The organism is Sphaerospermopsis sp. LEGE 00249, assembly GCF_014299995.1.
In the GTDB taxonomy this organism is placed as follows: Bacteria; Cyanobacteriota; Cyanobacteriia; order Cyanobacteriales; family Nostocaceae; genus Sphaerospermopsis; species Sphaerospermopsis kisseleviana.
Genome location: NZ_JACJUZ010000011.1, coordinates 66,428 through 91,594, shown reverse-complemented (window position 1 = coordinate 91,594; position 25,167 = coordinate 66,428). Strand labels below are relative to the sequence as shown.

General features: G+C 38.4%; 25 protein-coding genes. 12 read left to right on the top strand and 13 right to left on the bottom strand.

The genetic code is table 11. The features are described from left to right. On the bottom strand, positions 1–105 hold a 105-nt coding region (locus H5968_RS06280), incomplete at its 3' end, for a helix-turn-helix domain-containing protein (protein WP_187039227.1). A 151-nt stretch (positions 106–256) separates the two neighbouring features. On the opposite strand from H5968_RS06280, the gene H5968_RS06275 reads away from it, so the two are divergent. From H5968_RS06275 to moaA, 3 genes are all read left to right on the top strand, one after another. Next, a complete protein-coding gene (locus tag H5968_RS06275; protein WP_187039233.1) occupies positions 257–460 on the top strand; it encodes a BrnT family toxin in 204 nt (67 codons plus the stop codon). Continuing rightward, positions 426–680, top strand: a complete 255-nt coding sequence (locus H5968_RS06270) for a CopG family antitoxin (protein WP_096567279.1) — start codon at positions 426–428, stop codon at positions 678–680. The genes H5968_RS06275 and H5968_RS06270 overlap by 35 nt, the downstream gene beginning before the upstream one ends. A gap of 197 nt (positions 681–877) precedes the next feature. Further along, positions 878–1,864, top strand: coding sequence for a GTP 3',8-cyclase MoaA (gene moaA / locus H5968_RS06265; RefSeq protein ID WP_187039226.1), 987 nt, complete (start codon positions 878–880; stop codon positions 1,862–1,864). Positions 1,865–1,954: 90 nt separating this feature from the next. On the opposite strand, the gene rpsD is transcribed toward moaA, so the two are convergent. Beyond that, a complete protein-coding gene (gene rpsD, locus H5968_RS06260; RefSeq protein WP_096567275.1) occupies positions 1,955–2,563 on the bottom strand; it encodes a 30S ribosomal protein S4 in 609 nt (202 codons plus the stop codon). Positions 2,564–2,856: 293 nt separating this feature from the next. Between rpsD and H5968_RS06255 the strand changes: the two genes are divergently transcribed. Continuing rightward, positions 2,857–3,468 carry a hypothetical protein gene (locus H5968_RS06255; protein WP_187039225.1) on the top strand — a complete coding sequence of 204 codons (612 nt, stop codon included), beginning with the start codon at positions 2,857–2,859 and terminating at the stop codon, positions 3,466–3,468. A gap of 150 nt (positions 3,469–3,618) precedes the next feature. On the opposite strand, the gene hetR is transcribed toward H5968_RS06255, so the two are convergent. From hetR to H5968_RS06225, 6 genes are all read right to left on the bottom strand, one after another. Next, a complete protein-coding gene (gene hetR / locus H5968_RS06250; RefSeq protein ID WP_187039224.1) occupies positions 3,619–4,518 on the bottom strand; it encodes a heterocyst differentiation master regulator HetR in 900 nt (299 codons plus the stop codon). A gap of 567 nt (positions 4,519–5,085) precedes the next feature. Next, entirely contained in the window at positions 5,086–7,341 is a 2,256-nt protein-coding gene (locus H5968_RS06245) for an EamA family transporter (protein ID WP_187039223.1), read from the bottom strand. 490 nt (positions 7,342–7,831) lie between these two features. Continuing rightward, positions 7,832–9,076 carry an inorganic phosphate transporter gene (locus H5968_RS06240; RefSeq protein WP_187039222.1) on the bottom strand — a complete coding sequence of 415 codons (1,245 nt, stop codon included), beginning with the start codon at positions 9,074–9,076 and terminating at the stop codon, positions 7,832–7,834. A gap of 213 nt (positions 9,077–9,289) precedes the next feature. Continuing rightward, positions 9,290–9,463 carry a hypothetical protein gene (locus H5968_RS06235; RefSeq protein ID WP_255427062.1) on the bottom strand — a complete coding sequence of 58 codons (174 nt, stop codon included), beginning with the start codon at positions 9,461–9,463 and terminating at the stop codon, positions 9,290–9,292. A gap of 199 nt (positions 9,464–9,662) precedes the next feature. After that, positions 9,663–10,508, bottom strand: coding sequence for a DUF2887 domain-containing protein (locus H5968_RS06230; protein ID WP_187039221.1), 846 nt, complete (start codon positions 10,506–10,508; stop codon positions 9,663–9,665). Between the two features lie 18 nt (positions 10,509–10,526). Then, on the bottom strand, positions 10,527–10,817 hold the full coding sequence (locus H5968_RS06225) for a hypothetical protein (protein WP_187039234.1): 291 nt from the start codon (positions 10,815–10,817) through the stop codon (positions 10,527–10,529). 163 nt (positions 10,818–10,980) lie between these two features. On the opposite strand from H5968_RS06225, the gene H5968_RS06220 reads away from it, so the two are divergent. Beyond that, positions 10,981–12,729, top strand: a complete 1,749-nt coding sequence (locus H5968_RS06220) for an FAD-dependent oxidoreductase (protein ID WP_187039220.1) — start codon at positions 10,981–10,983, stop codon at positions 12,727–12,729. A gap of 101 nt (positions 12,730–12,830) precedes the next feature. Continuing rightward, a complete protein-coding gene (gene patX, locus H5968_RS06215; protein ID WP_137668657.1) occupies positions 12,831–13,067 on the top strand; it encodes a heterocyst-inhibiting protein PatX in 237 nt (78 codons plus the stop codon). A gap of 707 nt (positions 13,068–13,774) precedes the next feature. Here patX and H5968_RS06210 read toward each other — a convergent pair. Further along, on the bottom strand, positions 13,775–14,830 hold the full coding sequence (locus tag H5968_RS06210; protein ID WP_187039219.1) for a class I SAM-dependent methyltransferase: 1,056 nt from the start codon (positions 14,828–14,830) through the stop codon (positions 13,775–13,777). Positions 14,831–15,564: 734 nt separating this feature from the next. Here H5968_RS06210 and H5968_RS06205 point away from each other — a divergent pair. Continuing rightward, positions 15,565–15,765: a hypothetical protein gene (locus H5968_RS06205; RefSeq protein ID WP_187039218.1), complete on the top strand. Its 201-nt coding sequence runs from the start codon at positions 15,565–15,567 to the stop codon at positions 15,763–15,765. Positions 15,766–16,256: 491 nt separating this feature from the next. Here H5968_RS06205 and glnA read toward each other — a convergent pair whose 3' ends face one another. Further along, positions 16,257–17,690, bottom strand: a complete 1,434-nt coding sequence (gene glnA / locus H5968_RS06200) for a type I glutamate--ammonia ligase (RefSeq protein ID WP_187039217.1) — start codon at positions 17,688–17,690, stop codon at positions 16,257–16,259. A 622-nt stretch (positions 17,691–18,312) separates the two neighbouring features. Here glnA and apcB point away from each other — a divergent pair. The 4 genes from apcB (at position 18,313) to H5968_RS26075 (ending at position 20,860) form a co-directional block, all read left to right on the top strand. Further along, complete coding sequence (gene apcB / locus H5968_RS06195; protein WP_096567250.1) at positions 18,313–18,822, top strand: allophycocyanin subunit beta; 510 nt, start codon at positions 18,313–18,315, stop codon at positions 18,820–18,822. 297 nt (positions 18,823–19,119) lie between these two features. After that, positions 19,120–19,953: an Rpn family recombination-promoting nuclease/putative transposase gene (locus H5968_RS06190; protein ID WP_187039216.1), complete on the top strand. Its 834-nt coding sequence runs from the start codon at positions 19,120–19,122 to the stop codon at positions 19,951–19,953. Positions 19,954–20,218: 265 nt separating this feature from the next. After that, positions 20,219–20,452: a hypothetical protein gene (locus tag H5968_RS26080; RefSeq protein WP_370569752.1), complete on the top strand. Its 234-nt coding sequence runs from the start codon at positions 20,219–20,221 to the stop codon at positions 20,450–20,452. A 27-nt stretch (positions 20,453–20,479) separates the two neighbouring features. Beyond that, on the top strand, positions 20,480–20,860 hold the full coding sequence (locus H5968_RS26075) for a Uma2 family endonuclease (protein WP_370569751.1): 381 nt from the start codon (positions 20,480–20,482) through the stop codon (positions 20,858–20,860). A 269-nt stretch (positions 20,861–21,129) separates the two neighbouring features. On the opposite strand, the gene H5968_RS06180 is transcribed toward H5968_RS26075, so the two are convergent. Next, positions 21,130–21,651 carry a cupredoxin domain-containing protein gene (locus tag H5968_RS06180; protein WP_187039215.1) on the bottom strand — a complete coding sequence of 174 codons (522 nt, stop codon included), beginning with the start codon at positions 21,649–21,651 and terminating at the stop codon, positions 21,130–21,132. 80 nt (positions 21,652–21,731) lie between these two features. Next, on the bottom strand, positions 21,732–24,548 hold the full coding sequence (locus H5968_RS06175; protein WP_187039214.1) for a pitrilysin family protein: 2,817 nt from the start codon (positions 24,546–24,548) through the stop codon (positions 21,732–21,734). Between the two features lie 75 nt (positions 24,549–24,623). Between H5968_RS06175 and H5968_RS06170 the strand changes: the two genes are divergently transcribed. Beyond that, complete coding sequence (locus H5968_RS06170) at positions 24,624–24,776, top strand: hypothetical protein (RefSeq protein WP_187039213.1); 153 nt, start codon at positions 24,624–24,626, stop codon at positions 24,774–24,776. Here H5968_RS06170 and H5968_RS06165 read toward each other — a convergent pair. After that, positions 24,738–25,163 (bottom strand): VOC family protein, encoded by a 426-nt coding sequence (locus H5968_RS06165; RefSeq protein WP_187039212.1) that lies wholly within the window; start codon positions 25,161–25,163, stop codon positions 24,738–24,740. The two genes, H5968_RS06170 and H5968_RS06165, sit on opposite strands and share 39 nt — an antisense overlap. Positions 25,164–25,167: the final 4 nt, after the last annotated feature.

The window sequence follows — 25,167 nt, the reverse complement described above, 5'->3', positions numbered from 1 at the left end:
CCCTAAACCCCAATTATAGGTAAACCTTGCTATACCAGCGTGTTTAGCCATTAACATTTCTTGAGTTTTATTTAACTTGAGTTGTGTTTTGATGGATAAAAGCATTTGCTGATGTCAACACTATACTTTATTATTTAATTCTGACACATTTTGCCTAATTTTTTAGTCAACTTATTCCATGTATACGTCAAATACTTGTAGTTTTGTATGTACTTGTATAGGTTTGTCTAGTAAATTGTCAACTTAGGACAAGCTCATTACTCCAGATATCAAACACTCTGAAAATGAGGACAGGTATCTGGCTGTAGGGATTTCAAGTCAGAAAAGATATATTTTTGTGGCTTTTACATTCCGAAGTAAACAAGACAAAATACTCATTAGACCAATCAGCGCCAGATATATGCACGACAAAGAGGTACGCTCCTATGAAGAAAATTTTCCCAAGAGTAAAAACGGATGAGGAAATCGAAGCATTATTAGAAGGTGATTTATCAGAGTATCTTCATCCTGAAAACTTTAAGCCTGTAACTTTTGAATTTAAACCTAAAGACAAAAGTGTTAGTGTAAGAATGTCTGAAGAGATGTTAGAGGCTGTTAAATCTGTTTCAAAAAAAGAAGGTATTCCTTATCAACGCTACATTAGACGCGCAATAGAAAGGTCGTTAGGTGCAGAATACTAAAATTTACTTAGGAGAGGTTTTCAACAACTCTCCTTATTTAATATCGAAAAACAGTATTTTGGCAATGACTAATCAACTAGATTTTTACCTATACAGCGATCGCATCACTGCTGTTTTGAAACATCTCAGCGCATAAAAAATATATTCTCTATTCCTTTGGGTTTCTACACTAGAAATTAGACTTCAACTTAACAAACATGAACCCAGTAGACTATCTTCGCATTAGTTTAATTGATCGCTGTAATTTCCGTTGTCTGTATTGTATGCCGGAAGGTGCAGAATTAGACTATATCCTCAAACAACAATTATTAACTGATGAGGAACTACTAACGCTAGTTAAAGATGTGTTTATTCCCGTTGGTTTTACTCGCTTTCGCTTGACTGGTGGTGAACCTCTACTCCGTCCTGGTGTGGTGGAGTTGGTAAAAAAAATTGCCCATCTTCCCCAAACTCAAGATTTGGCAATGACTACCAATGGGTTTTTATTAGCTCCTATAGCTAAAAGTCTTTATGATGCAGGTTTAAGAAGAATTAATATTAGTTTAGATTCTCTTGATTCAGATACTTTTGAGCAAATTATCGGTAATCATGGCCGTGGACGTTGGCAGCAAGTCTGGGACGGGATTCAAACTGCTTATTATGTGGGGTTTGATCCGTTAAAGTTAAATGTGGTGGTAATACCTGGCGTTAATGACCATGAAGTTTTGGATTTAGCTGCTTTAACGATTGATAAAAATTGGCACGTCCGATTTATTGAATTTATGCCTATTGGTAATAGTGACTTGTTTGGCGATCGCGGTTGGGTATCTTCTGCTGAGTTACGCGATCGCATTCGTCAACGTTGGGGCTTGACAGAATCTCAAGTTCGTGGTAGTGGTCCAGCCGATGTATTTCAAATTCCCGGAGCAAAGGGAACACTGGGTTTTATTAGTCAAATGTCAGAGTGTTTTTGCGATCGCTGTAACCGAGTGCGTCTTTCTGCTGATGGTTGGTTACGTCCCTGCTTACTCAATGAAACTGGGCAAATTGATTTAAAATCTTCTTTACGTGCTGGTATTAGCACCCAACAATTACAATCACAAGTCAGAGAACTATTAGCAATCAAATCAGAAATTAACTTTAAACAACGCGACTCAGGTACTGTCGGCACTTACACCCGTACCATGTCGCAAATAGGAGGTTAACCTAATTTTAGATTTTAGATTTTGGATTGTGGATTCAAAGAACAACAACTATTCCAATCCAAAATCGTAAATCCAAAATCCAAAATTGAATTATGCTTGACGTGAGTAATATTCCACAACCAGCAGTTCATTAACTTGGAGTGCTACCCATTCTCTTTCAATCACACTATTGACTTTACCAGTCAATTTGTTTTTATCAAATTCCAGGTGATTGGGAAGGTTAGCTAAACCGGGATACTGTAAGTTAGCTTCTACCAATTTTTTGGATGCTTCTTTATCTCTCACACCAATTGCTTCACCGGGACGGCACTGATAGCTGGCGATATTCACTACACGACCATTAACGGTAACGTGACCGTGATTCACCAGTTGACGTGCTGCGGGAATAGTGGGAGCCATACCCATGCGAAAAACTGTATTATCTAAACGCATTTCCAGCAATTGCAGCAATACTTGTCCCGTAGAACCAGTCACTCTTCTGGCTTTACGAACATAGCGGAGCATTTGCTTTTCTGTTAAACCGTAGTTTAAGCGAAGTTTTTGCTTTTCTTCTAGACGGATAGCATACTCAGACCGTTTTTTGCGGTTTTGACCATGTTGACCTGGTGCATAGGCACGTCTAGCACTTTTGCGAGTTAATCCTGGTAATTCGCCCAAGCGGCGGACAATTCTGAGGCGCGGACCTCTATATCGGGACATGAGTTTCCTTATTTAATCCTGTTTAAACTTTACCCAAATATTCTATTATCACATAACTCTTAGCAATTAGCTAGAGTATTTTTGGTTAAATAATAAATACAGCAGATGGCAGATCAATGAGGTACAGAATCAAAATTGAAACCTAGACACCACGAGAGTTTTACTCCTGACTCTTGACTCCTGCTGTATCAGACTGTTGGAAGTATTTGGGTACTGACAATGAAATTCCTTGATAATAGAGGAGTTTCAGCAAATTCTAAGTTAGCATAACTTTGGGTGTTTGGAGAATAGCAATGTTAAAACGCAAAAAAGAAATTAGCAGTTTTCATAACTACAAAAGTAGTCATGTCTGGAAAATGTTCACAATTCCAGTGATGGCGATCGCCGGACTATGGACAAATATCTTGCCAAGTCAAGCTGTGATAAGTTCTTATAGAAATGATTACCGTGCTTGTGCGGCTCAATTATTAAGTGCAGGAGTTACAGCACAAGCAGCATCTCAAGGTTGTGCTACAACTATGCGACCAAGAGAGTTATCTACTTGTGTAGCTAAAATTACCAAACAAACAGAAATTACCCCAACTGATGCCCTTTATTCCTGTAGTCTATCCCGTCGTAGTGAAGATTTTGCTACCTGTGTAGTTGGCATTAGCAAGAGTACCCAACAGGCAATTAACCAAGCTGTTTTAAGCTACTGTGGACGCAGTTTATTACCTGTTACCTTTGCTGAGTGTGTGGTTGGTTTACGCAAAGAAATTAATTTAACCCCGATTGAGTCTTTAGATCGGTGTATTGATGCCAGTTACCGTTCTATTAATATTGGGGCTGGATCTACAACACGGCCGGGATTAATACCACCTTTTCAGACACTGCCTATCCCATCAACTCCTGAAGGTAGCATTTAAGTAGGGTTTGCTGAAAAAGTCCTTTCGTTGAGGCAGGGAACATTTGACTTTTGACTTTTGACTTTTGACTTTTGACTTCCGCGAAGCGGTAATAGTTGGCTCAAGGTAATATCAGCAAAAATTAGAAGATAACTTCTAACTTTTGTTGATTTAGTCATCTTGATTACCAAAAGCCATTTGTAAAATCATGGGTGTACCGCCATCGCAGTGATATTTATCTGCCCAAGCGCGGATAATTTCATCCAATTCTTCCATCGCTTCCTGCATTTTTTCCAGAGGAATATCCAGTTCTTCTACAGCACGCATAGAATTGGCCTTCCTTTCTGCCCAGTCTTTCATCATCCGAAAATAACGAGCAGTATCTTCGACCATTGTATAAGTACGTTCTTGGTCGTCTGCTGGGGCGTAAAATGGACGAGTTAGGGCATAAAAGGGCATTCCCCAAGGTGAATCAATGCGTGTCACAGTGCCTGAGTAGAGTAGACGACGTTTGATATGTTCTGCCAAGGCTTCACTCAGAGGCATTTGATGATGGTGGGGTAACTCTTCTTGCGATCGCTTGTGTAGAAATTCAATTAGCTCTAAAAATTCAAAGGAAGTAACTAACTGAGCATCAGGCAGATTTTTAGGCAGCTTGCGCTCGATTTGTTTTTTCTCCTCACTGGTGAGACTTGTACCAGGAACACGAGACCTTCCTGGTTGCCAAGGATATTTTTCCATCCACACATAAGGCAATTGAATCAAATAGCGAGGTTCTTGGGAACCCAGCATTTTTAGCAATTTACCCTCAGTCAGAGCTTGTCTTACTTCCTCAACAATAATTTTGACTCGCTTCGGCTCCAGGTGGTGCAAATGCCCTGTCATTCGCAGGTTTTGTCCCTGTTCTAGATAGGTCATATAAATTGCACACTTAGCTGCTGTTGCGGCTGCATCTAAAAATGCTCCATGCCTATGGCCACTTGTACGCATGGCACTAAAAGCTAGATAAAGCATGATCTGATCCATCGCACTTGGACCAAGACGTTTGATCAGATCTATGTCGTTAGTCATATTCACAGACAGATGAATGGCACGTTTACGAAAAAATAGTAGTCAAATTTAAACTACCTATTATACACCAAATTGTAATTTTTGTCTTCACTCTCAATGGAGATTTGTTATGGTTTCACCATAAAATAGCTATGGTGCTAAATTACCTTGGGTGTAATCATTAATTTTGAACAGTAAAAGAAAGGCTCACCAATAATAACATCAGGTTAACAAAATTGATGGCGTAGCGTGCTGGAGGCATAGCTTTCAGACATAACATAATGTTTAGGGTTTCAGCGATAGGTTATCACCCAAATGCTTCGCCCCTACAAGGTAAAAACAGATTACCTAGCATTACTGAATCTACGCTCTAGGCTGTTGACTTAATCAAACCAACCCTTAGTCTAGCATCAACTTGATCTAAATTGAAGAATATGCACATTACTGGAGGTTTAACTCATACCAATTCTTAATTTTACATTAAGACATTCAGACTTAATTGGGTATTTCCTGGTTAAATCTGTGGAAATATAAAATTATGGTATAAATTTTCAAGTATTTGTACATAGTTTAATTGTTTTTAATCATTTAATTTTTGGCACTGGAAGATTTAACCTTTTGCATTTTTTCCCAGCTGATAGCAACTGCGCCACCAGTTACCAATAAAACTCCCAGAATTTGCAGAAGATCCAATTTTTCTTGAATCATTAATCCAGCGAAAATTACTGTGAAAACTGGGACAAAAGCACCAATGATAGCGGAGCGTTGTCCTCCTAATTTGCGAATGCCAAAATTGTTGAATAAATAGCCGCAAAGAGTGAGGACACCTAACATAAAAGCACTTAAAATCACTTCCAATAAATTGGATGATCTAATGGCTAAACTCCAATCACTTGGTAAAGGTACTAATAAGCAAACAAAGCTGAATAACAACATGGTTGCGAAATTAATTAAAGCAAAAGAAACTGGATGCAGTTTCGGAGCAGATAACCTAGTAAGAATTACGTATACAGAAAAAGCTATTCCGGACATAATTCCAGAAATAATTCCTAAAGAGGTATTATTAATACCAGTTGAATAACTACCCAAGATTAATAATTGACCACAAAAAATGCTAGAAATCGCACTAAAACTTAATAAGCCAGGACGCTCACGAAAGAGAAACCAAGCCAAGAGTACAGTAATCATGGGATAGATAAAAAACAGAGCGATCGCTACTCCAGTTGTTACTTGACCAATAGCAATGTAAATCAAAACTTGGGACAAAAATAAAAAGCCACCACTCACAACCGACAACAGTAATACCTGTTTTGTGTTTGTTTTCTTAGCAGCATTTCTGCTAACTGAATCAAATAGACTTTGTAAGTCTTGCCAAACTGGAGGGTGCAAAATAGGAGCTAAAAGTAACATTAAAGGTACAACCACCAATAATCTCAGCATCAAGATTAAGAAAATATTTCCCAATGTTGGTGACATTAACTGTTGTGTCTGGAAGTTTCCTAACAGATCAGAACCTTGATAGAACAGCGCCTTGACAACAACGTTGTAAAGGGATGACATCACCATTGACAACACAACCAACAGGAAACCTGTCTGAACTGAAGATGAGTTTGGGGAACTGGGAGGTTTTTGTTGTCGGGGTGTTACTTCCTGCTGTATTTGTTGGGGAGAGTATGGGTTTAATTTTGCTGGGGAAGAGTCAGGAACAAGGACTGAAACTGGTTCTGGTGGATTTTCTGGAGTTGGATTTTCTGATGTTTCCAAAGTTGAAGACTCAGGAACAAGCACAGAAACTGGTTCTGGTGGATGTTCTGGAGTTGGATTTTCTGATGTTTCCAAAGTTGAAGACTCAGGAACAAGCACAGAAACTGGTTCTGGTGGATGTTCTGAAGTTGGATTTTCTGGTGTGTCTGAAGTTAAAGACTCAGGAACAAGCACAGAAACTGGTTCTGGTGGATGTTCTGAAGTTGGGGTTTCTGGTGTGTCTGAAGTTAAAGACTCAGGAACAGGGACAGAAACTGGTTCTGGTGGATGTTCTGAAGTTAGATTTTCTGGAGGTGGTGGTAATACAACCACAGCATCTGAGGATGAATTTTCGCTTTTTGGCAAATCCTGAGTTAGTAAAGAAACTCGTTCAGCAACTATTCTCTCTGAGGATTTTTCCGAGAAACCATTTTTGTAGGGTTCGGACAGTTGCAATACTGTTGGCGCTCCTCCTGTCAAAATTTTCAGAGAATTTGCATCTTTGATGTTCTCTAGTTCCTCTCGTAAACGCTTGACAAATTCTGCTAAGATTTCTTCCCCTTGCTGCTGTTGATCGTACATTCGTAACAACTGCTGGGAAAGATGACTTTGATAATTTGTTAATTCTTTTTGGATGGAGCTAAAAGCAATTGTGACGGTATCATCCAGATTGTTCAACATCTGGCTGACATTTTCACTAATTTCACTAGCTACTGTAGAATTGACTTCAGCCGATCTGAGGGTGGACTGATGGGAAGGTTCTCCGGTTATTGATTGATCAGCTAAACTTTTGAGTGAAGATTGCAGTTGGGAAGATATATGTTTTGCCAAAACTTCCGCCAACTGACGAATCAAAACTTGCTGTTCAGTAATTTGTCGAGCTTGCTGTAATTTTTCTTTTTCTTCTATTAATCGTTGAATGTCATTGGCTAAACGGTTTTTTTCAGTTTCGAGCCGCTTTACATCGTCTTGTAAAGTTCTAATAACATTTTGTTGGAGTTGTTCTAAGTCTTCAACTACATCCCAAAGGGCATTTTCTGCAGCTCTGGATAAGTCGCTTCTGTTTCGTGAGTTTTCTGGTCGCTTTTCAAATCGCCCCATTAGTTTCTAACCTCTAACACCTTGACGATAAATCAGTTATCAGTTATCAGTTATCAGTTGTCAGTCTGTTCACGGTTCACGGTTTACTGTTCACTGATAAATGTTTCACAGCCTTGCAGATTGGTAGGTTGTTAAAAACCAAAATTTGTGCGAAGTGTAAATTGCGTGACAGTTTCCGTTGCTTTGAGAAATTAAAATATTGTTCTGGATTGTTCTGGGAATTGTTCTGAGAAAAGTAGAAGATTTTTTTATCTCCTATTCAATATTTTAATAAATTGCCCACAATTATGCAAAAATATACTATTTATAGATAATTGCATAAGATGGCAGTTTTTAATTGTCGATGATTTGCATTTGCTGTGAGAGTACATCACCTCAAGAAGTTTTTTGCAAAAAAAACAGTAATCTTACTTAATTTTTGCAGTCGAGAATGTATTGCATTCAAATAATAAGCATTAAGCAAGAATCTTCACAAATTTCAGTTGCATTTTCAGATGATCCGGATAATACTGAAGATTATGGCGCTGATTACAGCACTGATGGGGACTGTAATTACCCAGGCTGCGGCGATCCCCTGGATGGTTTGAAATTTAATTGATTTGAGGTTTTGTACAAGTCCAATACCCACTACACCACCAACAAGCGCATGAGAAGTGGATACAGGTAAACCTAACCGAGAAGCTAGTAAGATGGTGGTGGCGGTCGCTAGTTCGGCACAAAATCCGCTACTGGGTTGTAGGGAAATGATATTTTCGCCGATGGTAGCGATGACTTTTTTACCCCAAATTGCTAAACCTGCAACAATTCCCGCACCTCCAAGGATCATAATCCAGATAGGGATAATTATCCCATTGTTGGGGACGGTATTTGTCTGGTTGATGTAGGAAATTACTGCTAAAGGCGCGATCGCATTTCCGACATCGTTTGCACCATGTGCGAAAGCGACGAAGCAAGCACTTAATAGCTGGAAGCGTGCAAATAGTTGTTCAATGGGGTTGGTGATTGGTGATTGGTGATTGGTGATTGGGGAGTTAAGTTTTTTCCAACTATATAATGTAAGTCCTATTACGCCTATTGCACCAGTAAATATGAGGATGTCGTGGGAGGGGATGTTTAAACCGATTTTCTCACTTAAAAAGTTTGTCAGTGGTTGGGTTAAGGTGGGGAGAACTATTACACCAAATATACTTAGTAAAATTGCACTTAACCAGGGAATCCATTCTTGTAGTTGTAAGCGGGAATCAGGTTGGGATAAGATCCATTTTTGAATAAGACTGTAAAAAAAAGCTGCGATTGTGGCGCTGATGACTGGTGTTAATATCCAACCAATGGTAATTAAACCAATAGATGACCAGTCTATAGCGTTTTTTCCTAATGCTACCCAGGTAAAACCAGCGATCGCACCGACGACTGCATGAGATGAGGAAACGGGTAAACTGAGTGAGGTGGCTATTTGTAGCCATACCCCTACTGATATGAGGACTGTTATCATCCCTAATGCTAGGGTTTGGGGTGTGGTGATGAATAAGTCGGGGTTGGCAATTTTTGTCCCTAGTGTTTCTGTTACACCATGTCCGAATAATACTGCACCTGTAAATTCTAAGATGCCGGCGATGATGATGGCTTGTGTCAGGGTGACAGCTTTTGATCCTACGGATGTTCCCATTGCGTTTGCTACGTCGTTTGCACCCAGGTTAAAGGCGACGTATAAGGCTAAAAAAGCGATTATAATCATTAAACTCTTGATTATGGTACTTTATGTATTTTATTCTCATTATTCTCATTATTCTCATGTACCATAAAATCTATACTGATAGCATTATTAAATAAGGCGATCGCTCTTTTTTGTTATTTCGATAAATCAATATTTTTACTATCTTCATTCAACCCTAAATGTAGGGGTTTAGCATTGCTAACCTCCTACATTTTAATTAGATTTTAGATACTTTTATTGACAAACCCGCCAATTCTCTATTTGTAAATTAGGTACTCTTTGAAATTCTCTAACATTGGAAGTGACAACAATATGATGATGACTTAATGCGGTTGCTGCAATGAGTACATCATAAGCACCAATAGGAGAACCTGCTATTTTAAGAATACTTCTAATGTCTTTTGTCATAATGATCACATTAGCTATTTTGGCAGCTTCAAAAATGTCAATATCTTTATTTTACTGTTTTCCTGTCCCCTCTCCTCTTAGGAGATGGTTAGGGAGAGGTCATTTAGATGTAGGTTGGGTTGAGGAACGAAACCCAACATTTTCAACATTATGAAGGTTTTTGTTGGGTTGCGCTGTCGCTTAACCCAACCTACAGTTTTTATTGATTAGGTTGATGTTGTTGCAACCAATTTTCCAAATCTTCTACAACAGAAAAATCTAACAAATCTTCAGCTAATGTTTCTATTTGTTCTCTAGTTAACCCTTCAATTTTTAGTAATAACTCTTGAGGAACTGTACCAAAGCGACGGTTTAATTGTCGCATAACAAGGTTTCTCTCTCCTGTTTCTAATCCTTGCTCTTTCCATTCTCTAACTGCTCTAGGTTCTTCGGTTGGTATTAACATAGCTTCTATTTCCTCTCGACTGAATTTGAATTTGTAAGCAATGATCTTTGTGACTAAATCTATTATCGCTTCTTGCTCAAAAATGTCCACCTCAGTATTTTTTGTCTTTCTGAGTAAAAATTGAGCCGCTTCTATTGCTTTATCTTCAGGAGTCGTAGTTAACAACATTAACCCTATTCCTAAAGGTTGGTTTTCTAAATCTCCTAATTCATCCAAATAGATTCTTTTAACTTTGTAACTGTCTACCAATACATCATGAATCTGGTAATTAGATGGTTCTAAACTCCGGGATGGGAAAATTATCACACCATACCAGTTATCATACCTCACTTGATGACGATAGAGAAATATCATTAGTTCAGTAAAGAACCGATGATACAAATCTTGATCATCTTGAAATTGCACTTCGGCGAAAAATGCTATTTTGGGATTAGCATGATCTGGAGGTAAAAATACTCCATCAATTCTAAATGCTGTTTCTTTGACTTCAATAGAATCAAATTGATATTCTGCTGCTGTGGGTGGTTTCTCGTCTACCAGTTCAAATATTAAACTGGGAAATTGTTTGAATAATTGATAAAAAATTGTATCCCGTCTCATGGTAAATGCTATTTATCCCTATTTATTAAACACCTTGAAAATATCCACAGTACAAGTTAAATTAGCACCTGTTTGTTTTGGTAATGCACAGGAAGAATTTTGATATGCACTGGAAGCATCTGGTAAATGTTCAATTTTCAATTTTTCAGCTGTGGGTTTTTTCAGTTGTTTGATAACTAAAATTCTTTGGTGGGGATGATTTCGATCTCTAACTTCATAGGTAATACCAAATCCGGTTTTAGTAGATAAAATTTCTAGGATTTGATAACGTTCTCGGAGAATAGCACCAATAGGTAAAATGTTATTCATATTGATGTGTAATTTTGTAAATTTTTATGCCAATCTAGAATTTTTAAAACAAGAGCAATTTTACTGTAAAATAAACCTGTCAAATAAATGTTACATCACAAATACTCAGATCCCCGACTTCTTCAAGAAGTCCGGGATCTATATCTCGTAAACACTAAATCCTATGAATGAAATTTATACAACTGATGTCTTAGTAGTCGGTGGGGGAACAGGTGGAACTGCGGCCGCTATTCAAGCAGCACGCAGAGGTGCTAAAACTATTCTTGTCAGTGAGTTTTCCTGGTTAGGTGGAATGTTAACCTCTGCGGGCGTATCTGCTCCTGATGGTAATGAATTAAAATCTTTTAAAACTGGTTTATGGGGATCATTCCTTAAAGAATTACGCAAAAGACAACCCGGAAGTTTAGATAATAGTTGGGTGAGTTTTTTTAGTTATCAACCCCATATAGGTGCAGAAATTTTTGCAGACTGGGTGAGAGAATTACCGAATCTGCAATGGATTTCCGGGAAAGTACCGTTAGAAGTTTTACGCAACGCAGATTGTATTGCAGGTATCCGCTTTGCAGATTTCACAGTTTACGCCCAAGTCATCCTTGATGGTACAGAATTAGGAGATGTATTAGCTTTAGGAGATGTTCCTCACCGTTGGGGATGGGAACTTAAATCAGAGTATGGAGAACCTAGCGCCCCAGAAAATTTTAATGATCTGACTGCAAAATACTCTGTACAATCACCGACATGGATAGTAGTCATGCAAGATTTTGGGGAATGTATCGCCCCGGAAATTCCCAAAGCGCCTAATTATGATCCATCTTTGTTTACAGGTGCTTGGGATGATTATGGATCAGAAAAATTTTTAAACTATGGACGATTGCCCGCCAATTGGTTTATGATCAATTGGCCGATTTGTGGCAATGACTACGGCCAAAAAGCCAACCGTTTGCTAGAGTCAAAGACAGCAAGACGTGAGTTTGATCAAGAATGTTTCTGGCATAGTCAAAACTTTGCCCATTATATTCAAACTCACCTTGGTAGACGCTACGGTTTAGCCGAAGGAGTTTTTCCTAGTCTCTCTCCAGCTTTTGCACTTCATCCCTATTTTCGGGAAAGTCGCCGCTTAGAGGGACTTGTTACTGTCTCTGAGCAAGATATTCTGCCCATTGCAGACGGTCGAGTTACAGCTAAGTTTGATGATGCGGTTGCTATTGGAAACTACGCCAATGATCACCATTATCCGGGTGTTAAGTTCTCACTACAACCTAAATCTATTCGCTGGGGTGGACGTTGGACAGGAACACCTTTTACTATTCCCTACCGTTGTTTAGTTCCCAAATCTACGGATGGTTTGCTGGTGTGTGAGAAGAATATTTCTGTCTCTCACATTGCTAATGGAGCAACTAGACTACAACCTGTAGTTATGGGTATTGGTCAAGCCGCAGGGATGGCCGCTGCTCTCTGTTGTGAGCTAAATTGTCAGCCCAGAAATTTACCAGTAAGGATGCTGCAAACAGCTTTATTGACAGATGAGCGATCGCCAACAGCAATTATTCCCTTGTTCAATTTACCAATCTATCATCCAGAATGGTTAAACTGGCAAATTCATTATTTGAATCACCCAGAAACCTATCCTATCGATGGTAATTGTCCTACCCTATCGGTTGATCAGTGTGATTTCTTAGATCTTGATTGTTTCATAGGAATTTTTAATTGCTTAGGGCAACAAGATTACAGATTTACTATCACAAACCCAACAGAATTATTACCTAAGACTTGGCAGATTGTAACTTTGGAATCATCTGTAGACGAGCAATTGCAAGTCTTGCGCCAAAATCAAAAGCTCAAAGTTTGGGGTCGTGCAAATTCATCTGGAAACTGGCTACTTGTCGAATATATCGACGAAGTATTAAATTGATTTTTTTACAGTTACATACAATACTTTTTTTCAAATTGTCCGGATCTTTAGATCAAAGTTAAGTATCAGTGAAGTAGAGAGTTCTAAAATAGACATCTACTATGCGTGCTGCCATTTCACTTTTAGTATCGAGTCTGGTATTCGGCTCCTTAGCTTTTAATTACGAAGCAAAGTTCACTAGCCTTTCCTGTTTGCTGATTGCTAATTTTGGTTCAGAAAAGCTATTTGCGGACAATTCTAAACCCGGTCCCAACCAACCAGAACAGCCAGCACCCCATCGCGGTAGTGGACGCAAAGAGTCAATGGAATTTTTTAGCAATATCCATTCCTTTGTTTAACCCTCATAGCTTCAGACTGCTTGTAGGAGAATTCGTTATCAGCACAGCAATCAAGTTAGGGAATGACTGGGTGTTTATCGTTCTTGACACAAGTGATAGAACAAAGACATAGACAGTTAAAGCACTACATCGCTCATTCAAAGTTCCAGATTTTATTTTCTTTGACAGAGATATAAACAGTTACAGCACTACATAACTCAGTCATTGTTCCAGATTTTATCTTCTCTGGCAGAGACTTAAACAGTTACAGCACTACACAAATGCACAAATAATCAACAGTTGAGTATTTCCTAAAAACATCCGGTAATTGTCCTAAACCTGGCTTAGATTCGGACTTAGTGCATCATAAGTGCATCATATAGGTACTCATCCGCTTTTCTTCAACCGCTTCTGTGTTCCTTATAGTATCTACAAGTTGAAGAGGCAAGGGAGAAAACCACGGTGAAAATAGGATTGTTCTTGCTGTGATGAACCCGTCAAATTTGGTGTGATACCAAGCCAGTTGGAATATTGAGTATTGTTGGAAATTCATGGAACAGCCGATTAGTTTAGAGGCAGGTTCACACATCTATTAAGAGTAGTGAATAAGATTTGTGACTCTGCCTCTACTATTAATTCAAAATCTCAAATTCCAAATTGGTGTGATGGACTGTTAGCAGTTATTTTCCTAATATTATCCTGAACAAAATGAGTATTTCGGCTTTGCTTTAAGCTGGTTTATAAGCAATAAAATATTTGCTCAAAAAGTGAATTTGTGTCTCTATATTCTCAAAACCGGCTTTCTCTAACCGTTCTACTAAATCATCAGTAGTGTAATGTTTGTAGTATGGTTCATGGAACATTTTTGAAAAACCATTCATCATCTCAGCAAATTCTGGTGAATCACTCATTTGAATTGAATCACAGATAATAAAAACTCCTCCTGGTTTGGTGACTCGAAAGCATTGCTCAATCACTGTTTGACGCACTGCTGCTGGTAACTCATGGCAGAGGAAAACAGACGTTACAGCATGAAAATAATTATCTAGATAAGGTAATTCTTCGGCATTTGCTTGCAAAAGCTGAGGCAATTCGCCGGGATTTTCAGATAAGATTTGATTAGCCTTCCGCAGATAAGCTGGTGATAAATCTGTACCGAATAAAGATGCTTCAGGCATAGCTGATCTCATCAACTTCAGAGTTCGCCCCGTGCCGCAAGCTACATCTAAAATGCGGATTTGTTTTTGAGAAATTCCCTGAAATTTTTGCAGTCCACGTTTCAGGGGTGCTAAAATACGTCGTCTCATCGGATCAGCTGCACCACCAAAAAGAAGCTCTACCTGTAAATCATATAAGTTGGCAGAGGATTCGCTTAAATAACCATCGGTTTGGTGATGGAAGTTTTGCAAATAATAACTAGGGTATCCTTCTTGATCTGTTGTTGAAGAGAAATCTTGATATCTACCTTGTGTGATGCGTTCCCATACCTGGGGTAAATCTAGCCAAAGCAGTGGATAGTTAACAAAAAAGTCTGCCCACTGATGATCAAACAACACACTTTCAGGATATATCCCTTTTTGGCTATCTTGCCAATCTGCTTCTAGTAGCTGGTTTAACCTGTTTTGTAATTTGGCGATCGCCTCTGGAGATGCTGGTTTCACCCGTCCTACTGTGGGGTAAACTACATTTTTTAATTGTGTACTTAGGAGTTTATGACCCAAGCTAAAGTAGTTTTTGCTGTGTTGCAGACTCTCATAAGTTAGCTTTGTCAAGTTTTTATACATAAATAATCCATTAAGTTTTGTGGACTTTAATTATTTTATGTAAAGAAATGTGAAAAATAAAGTCTTTTTTCTCATGGAGGTAGGTTGATGGCAACAAGTAGACAGAATTTAAACAGAACCTAAATTGTCTGTTATTGTCTGTTCTCAATTGCCAGTTTTCCCACTGAACCTAGCATAAATACTCATTTTCTGCTGATCAAAATGTTCAGAGGCATTTATCAAATTAAAGGCTTAAACATCTTGCTAGGGAATGATTACAGCCTTTGGTTTTATTAATTTTCCGCAACAGTGATCGCCTCATTTATAAATTTTTGTAACAAAAACTTGATTCAGTATTGTAAGTTACAGAATTTTTGGTACTATAAATATGTGAGGCAAAAAAAGAGCTAGTCCTAAGCTGACTATTTTATAGACAAAACTATACTTATGTTGACAAGCATTGACATAAGTGAGTTAAAAAAATCGCCCACTTGATACTTGATATATAATCCTGCGATATCAAGTATTGAATTAAGACTATTGCCAATGCGAAAACCAAGCAATGATAGCGGTAGTCTTTCTTGTAAATCTCAACTTGAGAAATATCGCGTCTGGCTAAGGCGTGCAAGTCTACTGAGGGATAACTGCTCCCATGCTCCCGTTGAAGTAGAAAGTAAAGTCTAGCTTTGTCTAGGTTTTATATAGCAGTTAATCATCTAAAACATCTATTACTAAAAACTAGAGAGGACAAAAATATGTCTATTCAAGAGAAATCCCGCGCGTTAATGGTACGTCAACATCAGCAAGTTAAGAACCGTCAACAATCCATGCTGATGCGTGCTACCCAAGAACTCGGTCTTCCTGAAGAACTATGTCATTATTGGAATCCCATTCAAGGGAAGGTAGATCCTACTACACAAACACTTTATAGCCGGAGTAATGCAGCGATGAGCTAGTCCTAAGCTGACTATTTTATAGACAAAACTATACTTATGTTGACAAGCATTGACATAAGTGAGTTAAAAAAACGCCCACTTGATATATAATCCTGCGATATCAAGTATTGAATTAAGACTATTGCCAATGCGAAAACCAAGCAATGATAGCGGTAGTCTTTCTTGTAAATCTTAACTTGAGAAATATCGCGTCTGGCTAAGGCGTGCAAGTCTACTGAGGGATAACTGCTCCCCCGTTGAAGTAGAAAGTAAAGTCTAGCTTTGTCTAGGTTTTATATAGCAGCTAACAGTCTTGATTTGAGTAGATAGGTGTTGAAAATTGTCGTGACGCTGCAATCAATATTTTGGCGAAGGCACTAAAACAGACAGGCTATGAAATTGAAGAATAAAAAAGCCACCCTCAGAGGTGGCTAAAAATTGATAAGGGGTACAAGTAGGTTGTACTCCTTTTGCGTTTGATATCACAACGAAAACCGCTATACGGCTTGCAATTAGCAATCGTAATATAAGAAGAATTCGTAGGGATGAGGACGCAACTGCATTTGCTTAACTTCGTTAGCAAGCTTGTAGTCAATCCAGTTTTGGATGAAGTCTTCTGAGAATACACCAGTTTCAGTTAAGAAAGCGTGGTCATTTTCCAATGCTTCCAAAGCTAATTCCAAAGAACCAGGAGTAGAAGGAATCTTAGCTAGTTCTTCAGGAGACAGTTCATAGATATTTCTGTCTAAAGGTTCACCGGGATGGATTTTGTTCTTAATACCATCAATACCAGCGCAAAGCATAGCTGCAAAAGCTAAGTATGGGTTAGAAGTAGCATCAGGACAGCGGAACTCTAACCGTTTAGCTTTGGGGTTATTACCAGTTAAAGGAATACGTACAGAAGCAGAACGGTTTCCTTGGGAGTAAGCCAAGTTAACAGGTGCTTCATAACCAGGTACAAGACGTTTGTAAGAGTTTGTAGTGGGGTTAGTAATAGCCAATAAAGCAGGAGCGTGCTTGAGGATACCACCGATGTAGTAAAGACCCATTTCGCTCATACCTGCGTACTTGTCACCAGCAAAGAGGGGTTGACCATTATTCCAAATGGACTGGTGACAGTGCATACCAGAACCGTTATCACCAAAAATAGGTTTAGGCATGAAGGTAACGGTTTTACCGTATTTTCTCGCCACGTTTTTGATGACGTATTTGTAAGTCATTAACCAGTCAGCAGCTTCGATCAGCTTACCGAAGCGGAAACCAAGTTCACACTGACCACCAGTAGCTACTTCATGGTGTTGTTTTTCAATGGGTACGCCACATTTAGCCATTGTCAACAACATTTCTGTTCTGATGTCTTGGAAGGTGTCTGTGGGGGGAACTGGGAAATAACCTTCTTTGAAACGGGTTTTGTAACCCAGGTTAGGACCATCTACTTCACCATTTTTACCCTTTCTACCTGTGTTCCAACGACCTTCTACAGAATCTACATGATAGTAGCCTTCGTTAGCGGTTTGGTCATAGCGGACATCATCAAAGATGAAAAATTCCGCTTCTGGACCGAAAAAGGCAGTGTCACCAAGACCTGTAGAAGCAAGATAGTCTACTGCTTTCTGGGCAATCACACGGGGACAACGGTTATACCATTCCCCTGTGCGTGGTTCTTTAATGCTACAAATAATACTTAGAGTTGGTTCTGCCATGAAAGGGTCGATCCAAGCTGTGTTGGGATCTAACACCATTGTCATGTCAGATTCTTCGATACCCTTCCAACCCCGGATACTAGAACCATCGAAAGGTACACCGTCAGTAAATGAACTTTCGTCAATTTGGTTATGGTAAACCGTGAGATGCTGCCAAGTTCCTGGTGTATCAATAAACTTCAGATCGATCATCTGAATGTTTTGGTCCCGAATCATTTTCAAGACTTCTTGTGGCGTTGTCATTGTTACTCCTTCTGTAGCCAATTGTCTAAAATAAAATCAGTTTCTGCCAAAGCATCTTAACTGATATAAAAAAGCTAACTATTACTAACGAAAGCCAGCTTTTTCTTCCTGTTTCATCCTAAAAGTGTTGGAACTATTTAGTCCACAGGTGAACACGGTCAATTTAACCGCTTTTTTCTGAAATTAGTTGTAGCCAGACCATGACAGTCATAATTTTTGCTTACTACAACTAAGTGTATAGACGTTATGTATCACGTCTTTACTGGGATAAAATATATCCATAGTAACCAATTTACTACCATAATTGGCTAGTAGACCGGGTGAATTAACCCAAGTTTTGACACACCACCTTAGATATCGTAAAGAGTAGAGATAAGATAATTATGTATTTTTTGTTACAGATTGTCTAGTTTATAGGTTATGTTAACCTTTCTTGCTAAATCTGCACAAAACAAGAAACTTCATCTTATCGGGGTCAACTTTGGCTTAAAATTCTTATGTAATGGATGAATACTTTTGTGCCACAACTATTTTATGGCTATGGCACAAAATTTTACAGGTACAAGAGTGCAACCAAATTAATATCAAACCATAGCATAGTCACGATTGGGAGAAATACAGAATGCGCGATGCAGTTACAACTTTAATTAAGAATTATGACGTAGCCGGAAAATATTTTGACCGGAATGCGATTGATAGTCTTACGTCTTATTTTGCAACTGGTACAGCTAGAGTACAAGCAGCAGCAGCGATTAATGCTAATGCAGCAGCTATTGTGAAACAAGCTGGTTCTAAGTTGTTTGAGGAATTACCCGAATTAATTCGTCCTGGTGGTAATGCTTATACAACTCGCCGTTATGCTGCTTGTTTGCGTGATATGGATTATTACCTACGTTATGCTACTTACGCGCTGGTGGCTGCTAACATGAATGTGTTGGATGAGCGTGTTTTGCAAGGTTTACGGGAAACTTATAATTCTTTGGGTGTTCCTATTGCTCCCACAGTGCGCGGTGTGCAAATTATGAAGGATATTGTTAAGGAGCAGGTAGCGGCTGCTGGTGTGCCTAATACTGCTTTTGTGGATGAACCTTTTGATCACATCACTCGTGAGTTGAGTGAACAGGATGTGTAATGGCATGAGGCAGGAGGTAGAAGGCAGGAGGCAGGAGGCGTTAATGTCTTTTTCGTCATTTTGTTTTCATTGTCTGTTGATGTCTGCCATTTTGCGTTGATTAATTTTAGATATCAAAAGATTTTTGCGATCGCACTTTGGCTATTTAGGCAAGGTGCGTTTATTTTTTTTGATAATTGTCTGAATCAGGATGTCCAGGATTTAAGGATGTTCACGATGTTTATTCAGTATATTTAATCATGATAAAATAAAAAAAAGGGCGGTAAAATACCGACCAGGAGTATTAATATTAAATTAATGAAAACAGATACTATATTCTACCGCTTATTTCAAGAAATACCAAGTATTTTTTTTGAACTTATAGGTCAATCTCCCGAACTAGCCGAAAGTTATGAGTTTTCATCTATTGAAGTCAAGCAAACAGCTTTTAGAATAGATGGAGTCTTCCTACCTCAAGAAACTACAGCAAATCCCATCTACTTCCTAGAAGTGCAATTTCAGCCAGATGAAGACCTGTACAATAGGTTATTTGCAGAAATATGTTTATATGTACGCCAAAATAAACCTAATTGCGGCTGGAAAGGAGTAGTAATATATCCTAGTCGTGCTATAGATGAAGGTAATATTCAGGACTATGAAGAATTTTTCCTGAGTCAAAGAGTGAGAGTAATTTATTTAGATGAAATAGAAGAAACAACATCATTACCCATTGGGATTGCTACAATTAAACTAATCATTACCAATGAAGAAAAAGCTATCACCCAAGCTAGGGAGTTAATTAACCGTACCAAACAAGAAGTAAAGTCTCAAACACAACAACAACAAATATTAGACATCATCGAGACAATTCTAATCTACAAACTGCCAAGAATGAATAGGGAGGAAATAGAATCAATGTTTGGACTCAGTGATTTAAAACAAACTAGATTTTATCAAGAAGCACGTGAGGAAGGTTTAGAGGAAGGTTTAGAACAAGGTTTAGAACAAGGTTTAGAACAAGGAAAACTCGAAGCTAAATTAGAAGCTGTTCCTGGTTTGGTAGGATTAGGTTTAAGTCAGGAAGAAATTGCTCAGGTTTTGAATTTAAGTATTGATGAAGTGAGGAAAATTGTAGAGAAAATGTCAAGGTGATAGGTGATAGTTGATTGATGGAATTTGTCAGAATCAGGATATCCAGGATTTGAGGATTTTCAGGATTTTGATTTTTCTGGTAATAGCGATCGCACTTTGGCTTTTTTAGCAAGGTGCGTTTTTTATTGTCTGAATCAGGATGTCCAGGATTTGCGGATGTACAGGATGTTGATAAACTATTACAATTACAAGCTTGTTGCTAATATTCTCTAAAATAAAACTATAAAATAAAACTATAATTATTTACTGATGTATAAGTTAAGTTATGTTTGCGCTGATATCACCAGAAAAAACCCAAATTCCTGCCGGTGCTGTGGTGCGGATACCTGGAACATGGGAAGAGTATCAAACTTTATGTCAACAACGGGGCGATCGCACAATTCCACGACTAAAATATCGAAATGGGGAAGTAATAATCATGTCACCTTTGCCAAAACATGGACAAGATGCTCATATTATCACCAGTATAATTACTACTCTACTCGATTATGTTCAGTGAGAATTTGATGCTTTTACCCCCATAACGATGGAACTTCCCGAAGAAAGTGGAATAGAACCAGATTATTGTTTTTATATTGATAACTGGCAGGCTATATCTGGCAAAAATCGGATTATTTGGACAGTTGATCCACCACCTGATTTAGTTCTAGAAATTGACGTTACCAGTTATACTGATATCAACGATTATCTACCTTATCAAGTTCCAGAAATTTGGCTGTATAAACAAAAGCAACTGTTAATTTATCAACTTCAGCAAAACAGCTATTTACTTCAAAGCTACAGCCACTATTTCCCTAATTTTGATATACATGAGATTGTTGAACAGAGTTTACAAACTGCCTATAACCGCAATACAAGTGCAGCTATACGAGAATTGAGGAAATTTCTGAACTCTGCTGAGATGTAAAAAAAATCGTTTTTTGACCCTGAAACGAGACGCAAGCCCCAGGCTTTTAGACATGGGGATAAGTCGATAGGGACTTTAGTCGCATTAAAGCGATTGATTGGCTTTAGCCACATTCAAAATTGTATAGAATAATTCATCCAATATTTTATTAAATGCTGATGCTAGCGGAGCAGCTAATATTTTAGTTAAAGTAGCGATAAAACTAGGTCTAGACCTCAGTGGAATCAGTAGGGTGTCTTTGATAGCACCGTTGAAGGTTCGTTTGTGGACTATTCAAGAATCCCCCGGCTTTTAGCCGTGGGGAGTATCAATATTTCTCCTTTCATACCTGCTTCTAAATGTCCGGGGATGGTACAACGTAAATTATATTTTCCGGTTTTGAGAGGAACAAACACCCATTCTGCTTCTGCACCGGGTTTGAGTTCTAATTCGTGGATGTTACCTTTAATTTCCACATTTCCCGCTTCTACCTTTTGGGTCCAAATAGCATCAGCGAAATCTTTACTTGTAAAATAATGCTTGACGGGGCTAGGGTTAGTTAAAACTAGCTTGTACCGTTTTCCTGATTGAAATTCTAAAAAATTAGGTTCAAATTTCAACTCACCCGCAGCATTTCCCAGGCTGACAGTAATTTCGGACGGTGGTTGTTTGAGTATATCAACAGAGGAATTGTTTAAGTTTTCTGCGATCGCTAAATTTGTATTTGTGAAACTCAGACAAATCAGAAGTGTCAATAAACAAAAGACTGAATATAGACGTTTAGTAATTTGCTTTACAAAATAGGTATACATAATCAAAGTTCCTAGTGAGCGATAAGTCGCTCAAAATCTAAATTAGCATGAGGACTAAAGTCCTGACTACATACGTTTTGTCACTTAATAGAATTATCTGCTATTATTGCAGGTCCAGCAGTAACTACTACCAATTTATCAGGATCGAGTTGCTGACGCGCAAATTGATCAACTTCGTTTTTGGTGACTTTTTGGATTTTTTCTGCAAAACCCTGTAATTCTATCCCATCCAGTCCAAAAACCTCGTTCATTAAAATTCTAGCGGTTAACTGCTCTGGTTTAGACAGTGAAATATTATAGTTACTAATCAAAGTGCGTTTTGCGGTTTCTACTTCTTCTGGGGTGACACCTTGCTGATTTATTTGTTGTAAGATTTTGCGAGTAGTTGCGATCGCCTTATTTGTATCTTCAGGACTTGTTTGCATTTCAATTAAAAATGTTCCAGCATTTTTTCCCCCTTGGAAATTACTATAAATTCCATAAGTCAAACCTAAGCGATCGCGCACTTCTGAACCAAGTCTACCAGATACGCTGTTTCCTGCCAAAATTTCATTCAAAACCAAAGCTGAATAAAATCTCGGATCTTGACGTTTGACACCCAGATCCCCCATATAGGTGATAGTTTGCGACTTTCCGGGTAACACTGAATTAATCTGTAAACCACGTTCCGTTTTTACCACCAGGGGATATTCTACCATCGGTGGTTTTCCCTGAACTCGCCAATTACCAAATTGAGTTTCTAAGAGCGATCGCACTTTTTCAATTTCAAAATCACCCACCAATACTAAAATCATCGTATCTGGGCGATAATGTTTTTGTCGAAACGCCATCACATCTTTCCGGGAAATTTTTTGTATACTTTCTAAAGTTGGGAAAATGTGTAATGGATGATTTTGCGGATATAATGCTTGCATAAATTTCCGGTTTGCTATTTCATAAGCATCATCCAGTTCTAACTTTAAGTCATTTACAGCTTGTTGACGACTAATTTCTAACTCTTTTTCAGGAAAAGTGCTATTTTTAACGACATCAGCTAAAGTCTCCAGCAAAACTGGTAAGTCTTCCTGTAAACTTTTACCCTGAATCCGCACACCTTCCCGCAATGTGGTAAAATCTAAACTCGCTCCCCTACGATCTAAAATATCTGCAATAGTTAATGTATCTTTGGTTTTCGTCCCATTTAACAAATTATCCGCCACTAAAGACGCTAAACCGGCTAGATCAGCTTGTTCAAATTCCTTTCCTGCTTTAATATATCCACCTAACGTCACTGTCGGACTACTCTTGTCTGGTAATAACAACACCCGCAACCCATTGACAAACGTTAAGCGTTGTGGTATGTGTGGAATTGAATGATTAAAATTATCAATCTTTTCATCTGTAGCTGGTAAATACTTCATCACCTCAGATGCAGTTATTTTCACACCAGTAGTTAAATTTTCTGCTGTGGAAAATTCAGAAGTTTGATAATTTTCATCTTGGGCATTTTGCACAGGTACAAAAAAACCAACTGCTGCTGCTTCTGGTTTGAGATACTTATTAATTACAGCTATCACATCCGCTGGTTTGACTTTGCGGACATTTTCTATATATCGTTCTGTATATCTATAATCATTAGCAATAAGCAGATCGTTAGCAAACTGCTTTCCTTGACTGGTGATATCACGTCTGTTTAAAATTACATTTGCTATAAGTTGATTTTTAGCGCGTTCAACTTCCTCTAATGTTACACCAGTTTTGACAAGTTTCGTTATTGCGTTTTTATTAGCTGCATCAATTTTTTGTAAATTTTGGTTAGGTGCAACAGTAACAGATAAATCATACCAGCCAATTGCTCGCAAACTGACAACATGAGCAGAAATATCAGTTGCTAAACCAGATTTTACCAAAGCCTGATACAAATAAGAATTTTTTCCCCCCGTCAAAATATAATCCATTACTCCCAAAACTGGAATATCGGGATCATTTAAATGGGGAAGTGGATAAATTATCTGTAAAAACTTTCCCGCACCAGGTTCTTGTAAAACTATAGGAGAAGTTGGTACTTGGGGAGTTGGGGGTTTAGGGAGTTGGGGAAGTCGTTGACTTTTGGGAATTTTTCCAAATATTTCCTTAACTGTTTCCAAAACCCTTGCAGTTGGGAAATCGCCCACAATTACTAAGATAGCATTATTTGGGTGATAGTATTTATCATAATAATCCCTCACCTGCTCAACTGTCAACCTTTCCACATCAGCCACAGTACCCGCAGGAGGTAAACCATAACCATGATCAGGAAATACAGACTGTATCACAGCACGCTTGAGGCGGTATTTAGGACTATTTTCATCACCTTGTAACTCAGAAATAACAACCCGCTTTTCACTTTCTAGGTGTTGGTTATCAATGAGTAAATTTTCCATTCTGTCTGCTTCCAGTTCCAGCAGTGCTTTCAGCTTATCGCGTTCCGCAGTATGGTAATATGCTGTTTGCTCAAAACTGGTAAAAGCATTAGAGTCACTACCCAAAGCACTAAATAACTGTCCAAACTGCACCGGACGGTTTTTTGTGCCTTTAAACATTATGTGTTCTAACTGGTGAGCAATACCATTGATGCCAGGAGCTTCCTTAGCCGAACCTATATTGTACCACATTTGCACCGTAACAACTGGTGCATTATGAACTTCTTTAGTGAGAACAGTTAAACCATTATCCAGAACAGTCTTTTGAACATTGTTTGTCACTGTCAGATTATTTTTGTTTGCGTCTACGGATATTTGCTGATAATGTTCCCAGTTGAGTTGAATAAAATTGAGATTTCCAGAAAACAAGTATCTCAGCAAAAAGGCTGATATCAAGGATAAAAGGAATAATAGTAGCGGTACACGATAGCGATGGAAGCTAGAAATTACAAGCATAGATTTTTTGAATATAAGTAAATAAGACTACATCTTTTTACCTATACAGTTCGAGTTGAAAGTTTCTGGAAAATTTTGGGAAGGAGTTCAGGAGGCAGGAAAAAGATAAATATTACCTGTTCCCTATTGCCTTCTTACTGTCACCAGTCACCAGTCACCAGTCACCAGTCACCAGTCCCCAGTCCCCAGTCACCTATTCCCCAAAAACCGAATAAACTCCAAAGGTAAACCGTCAGTGTCAGCAATGAAAGTGACTTCTAAAATGAGATCGCCTATTTGCTGCTGAGTTGGTTCTAAAAGAACTTGGAGAGGCGACAACTCAGATACAGCAGAGATTTTCGCTTTTAAGTCTAACAACCAAGTATATAAATCTGGTACGGTTTGGGTTAAATCAAAAGAAAGATGATAATAACCCACATAATGCTCATCTGCAAAAGCATCAGGGGCGGGTTTCGGCTGCGGGATCTGGATCAGTTCAATGCGGCTATCTAATCCTTCCATCCAGCAAGCTAAAGTATAACCGGTAGTAAAGCGATCAGCAACCGTAAATCCTAACTGTTCATAAAATGCGATCGCCCGGTGAATATTCGCAGTTCTAATAGAAGCATGGTGCATGGAA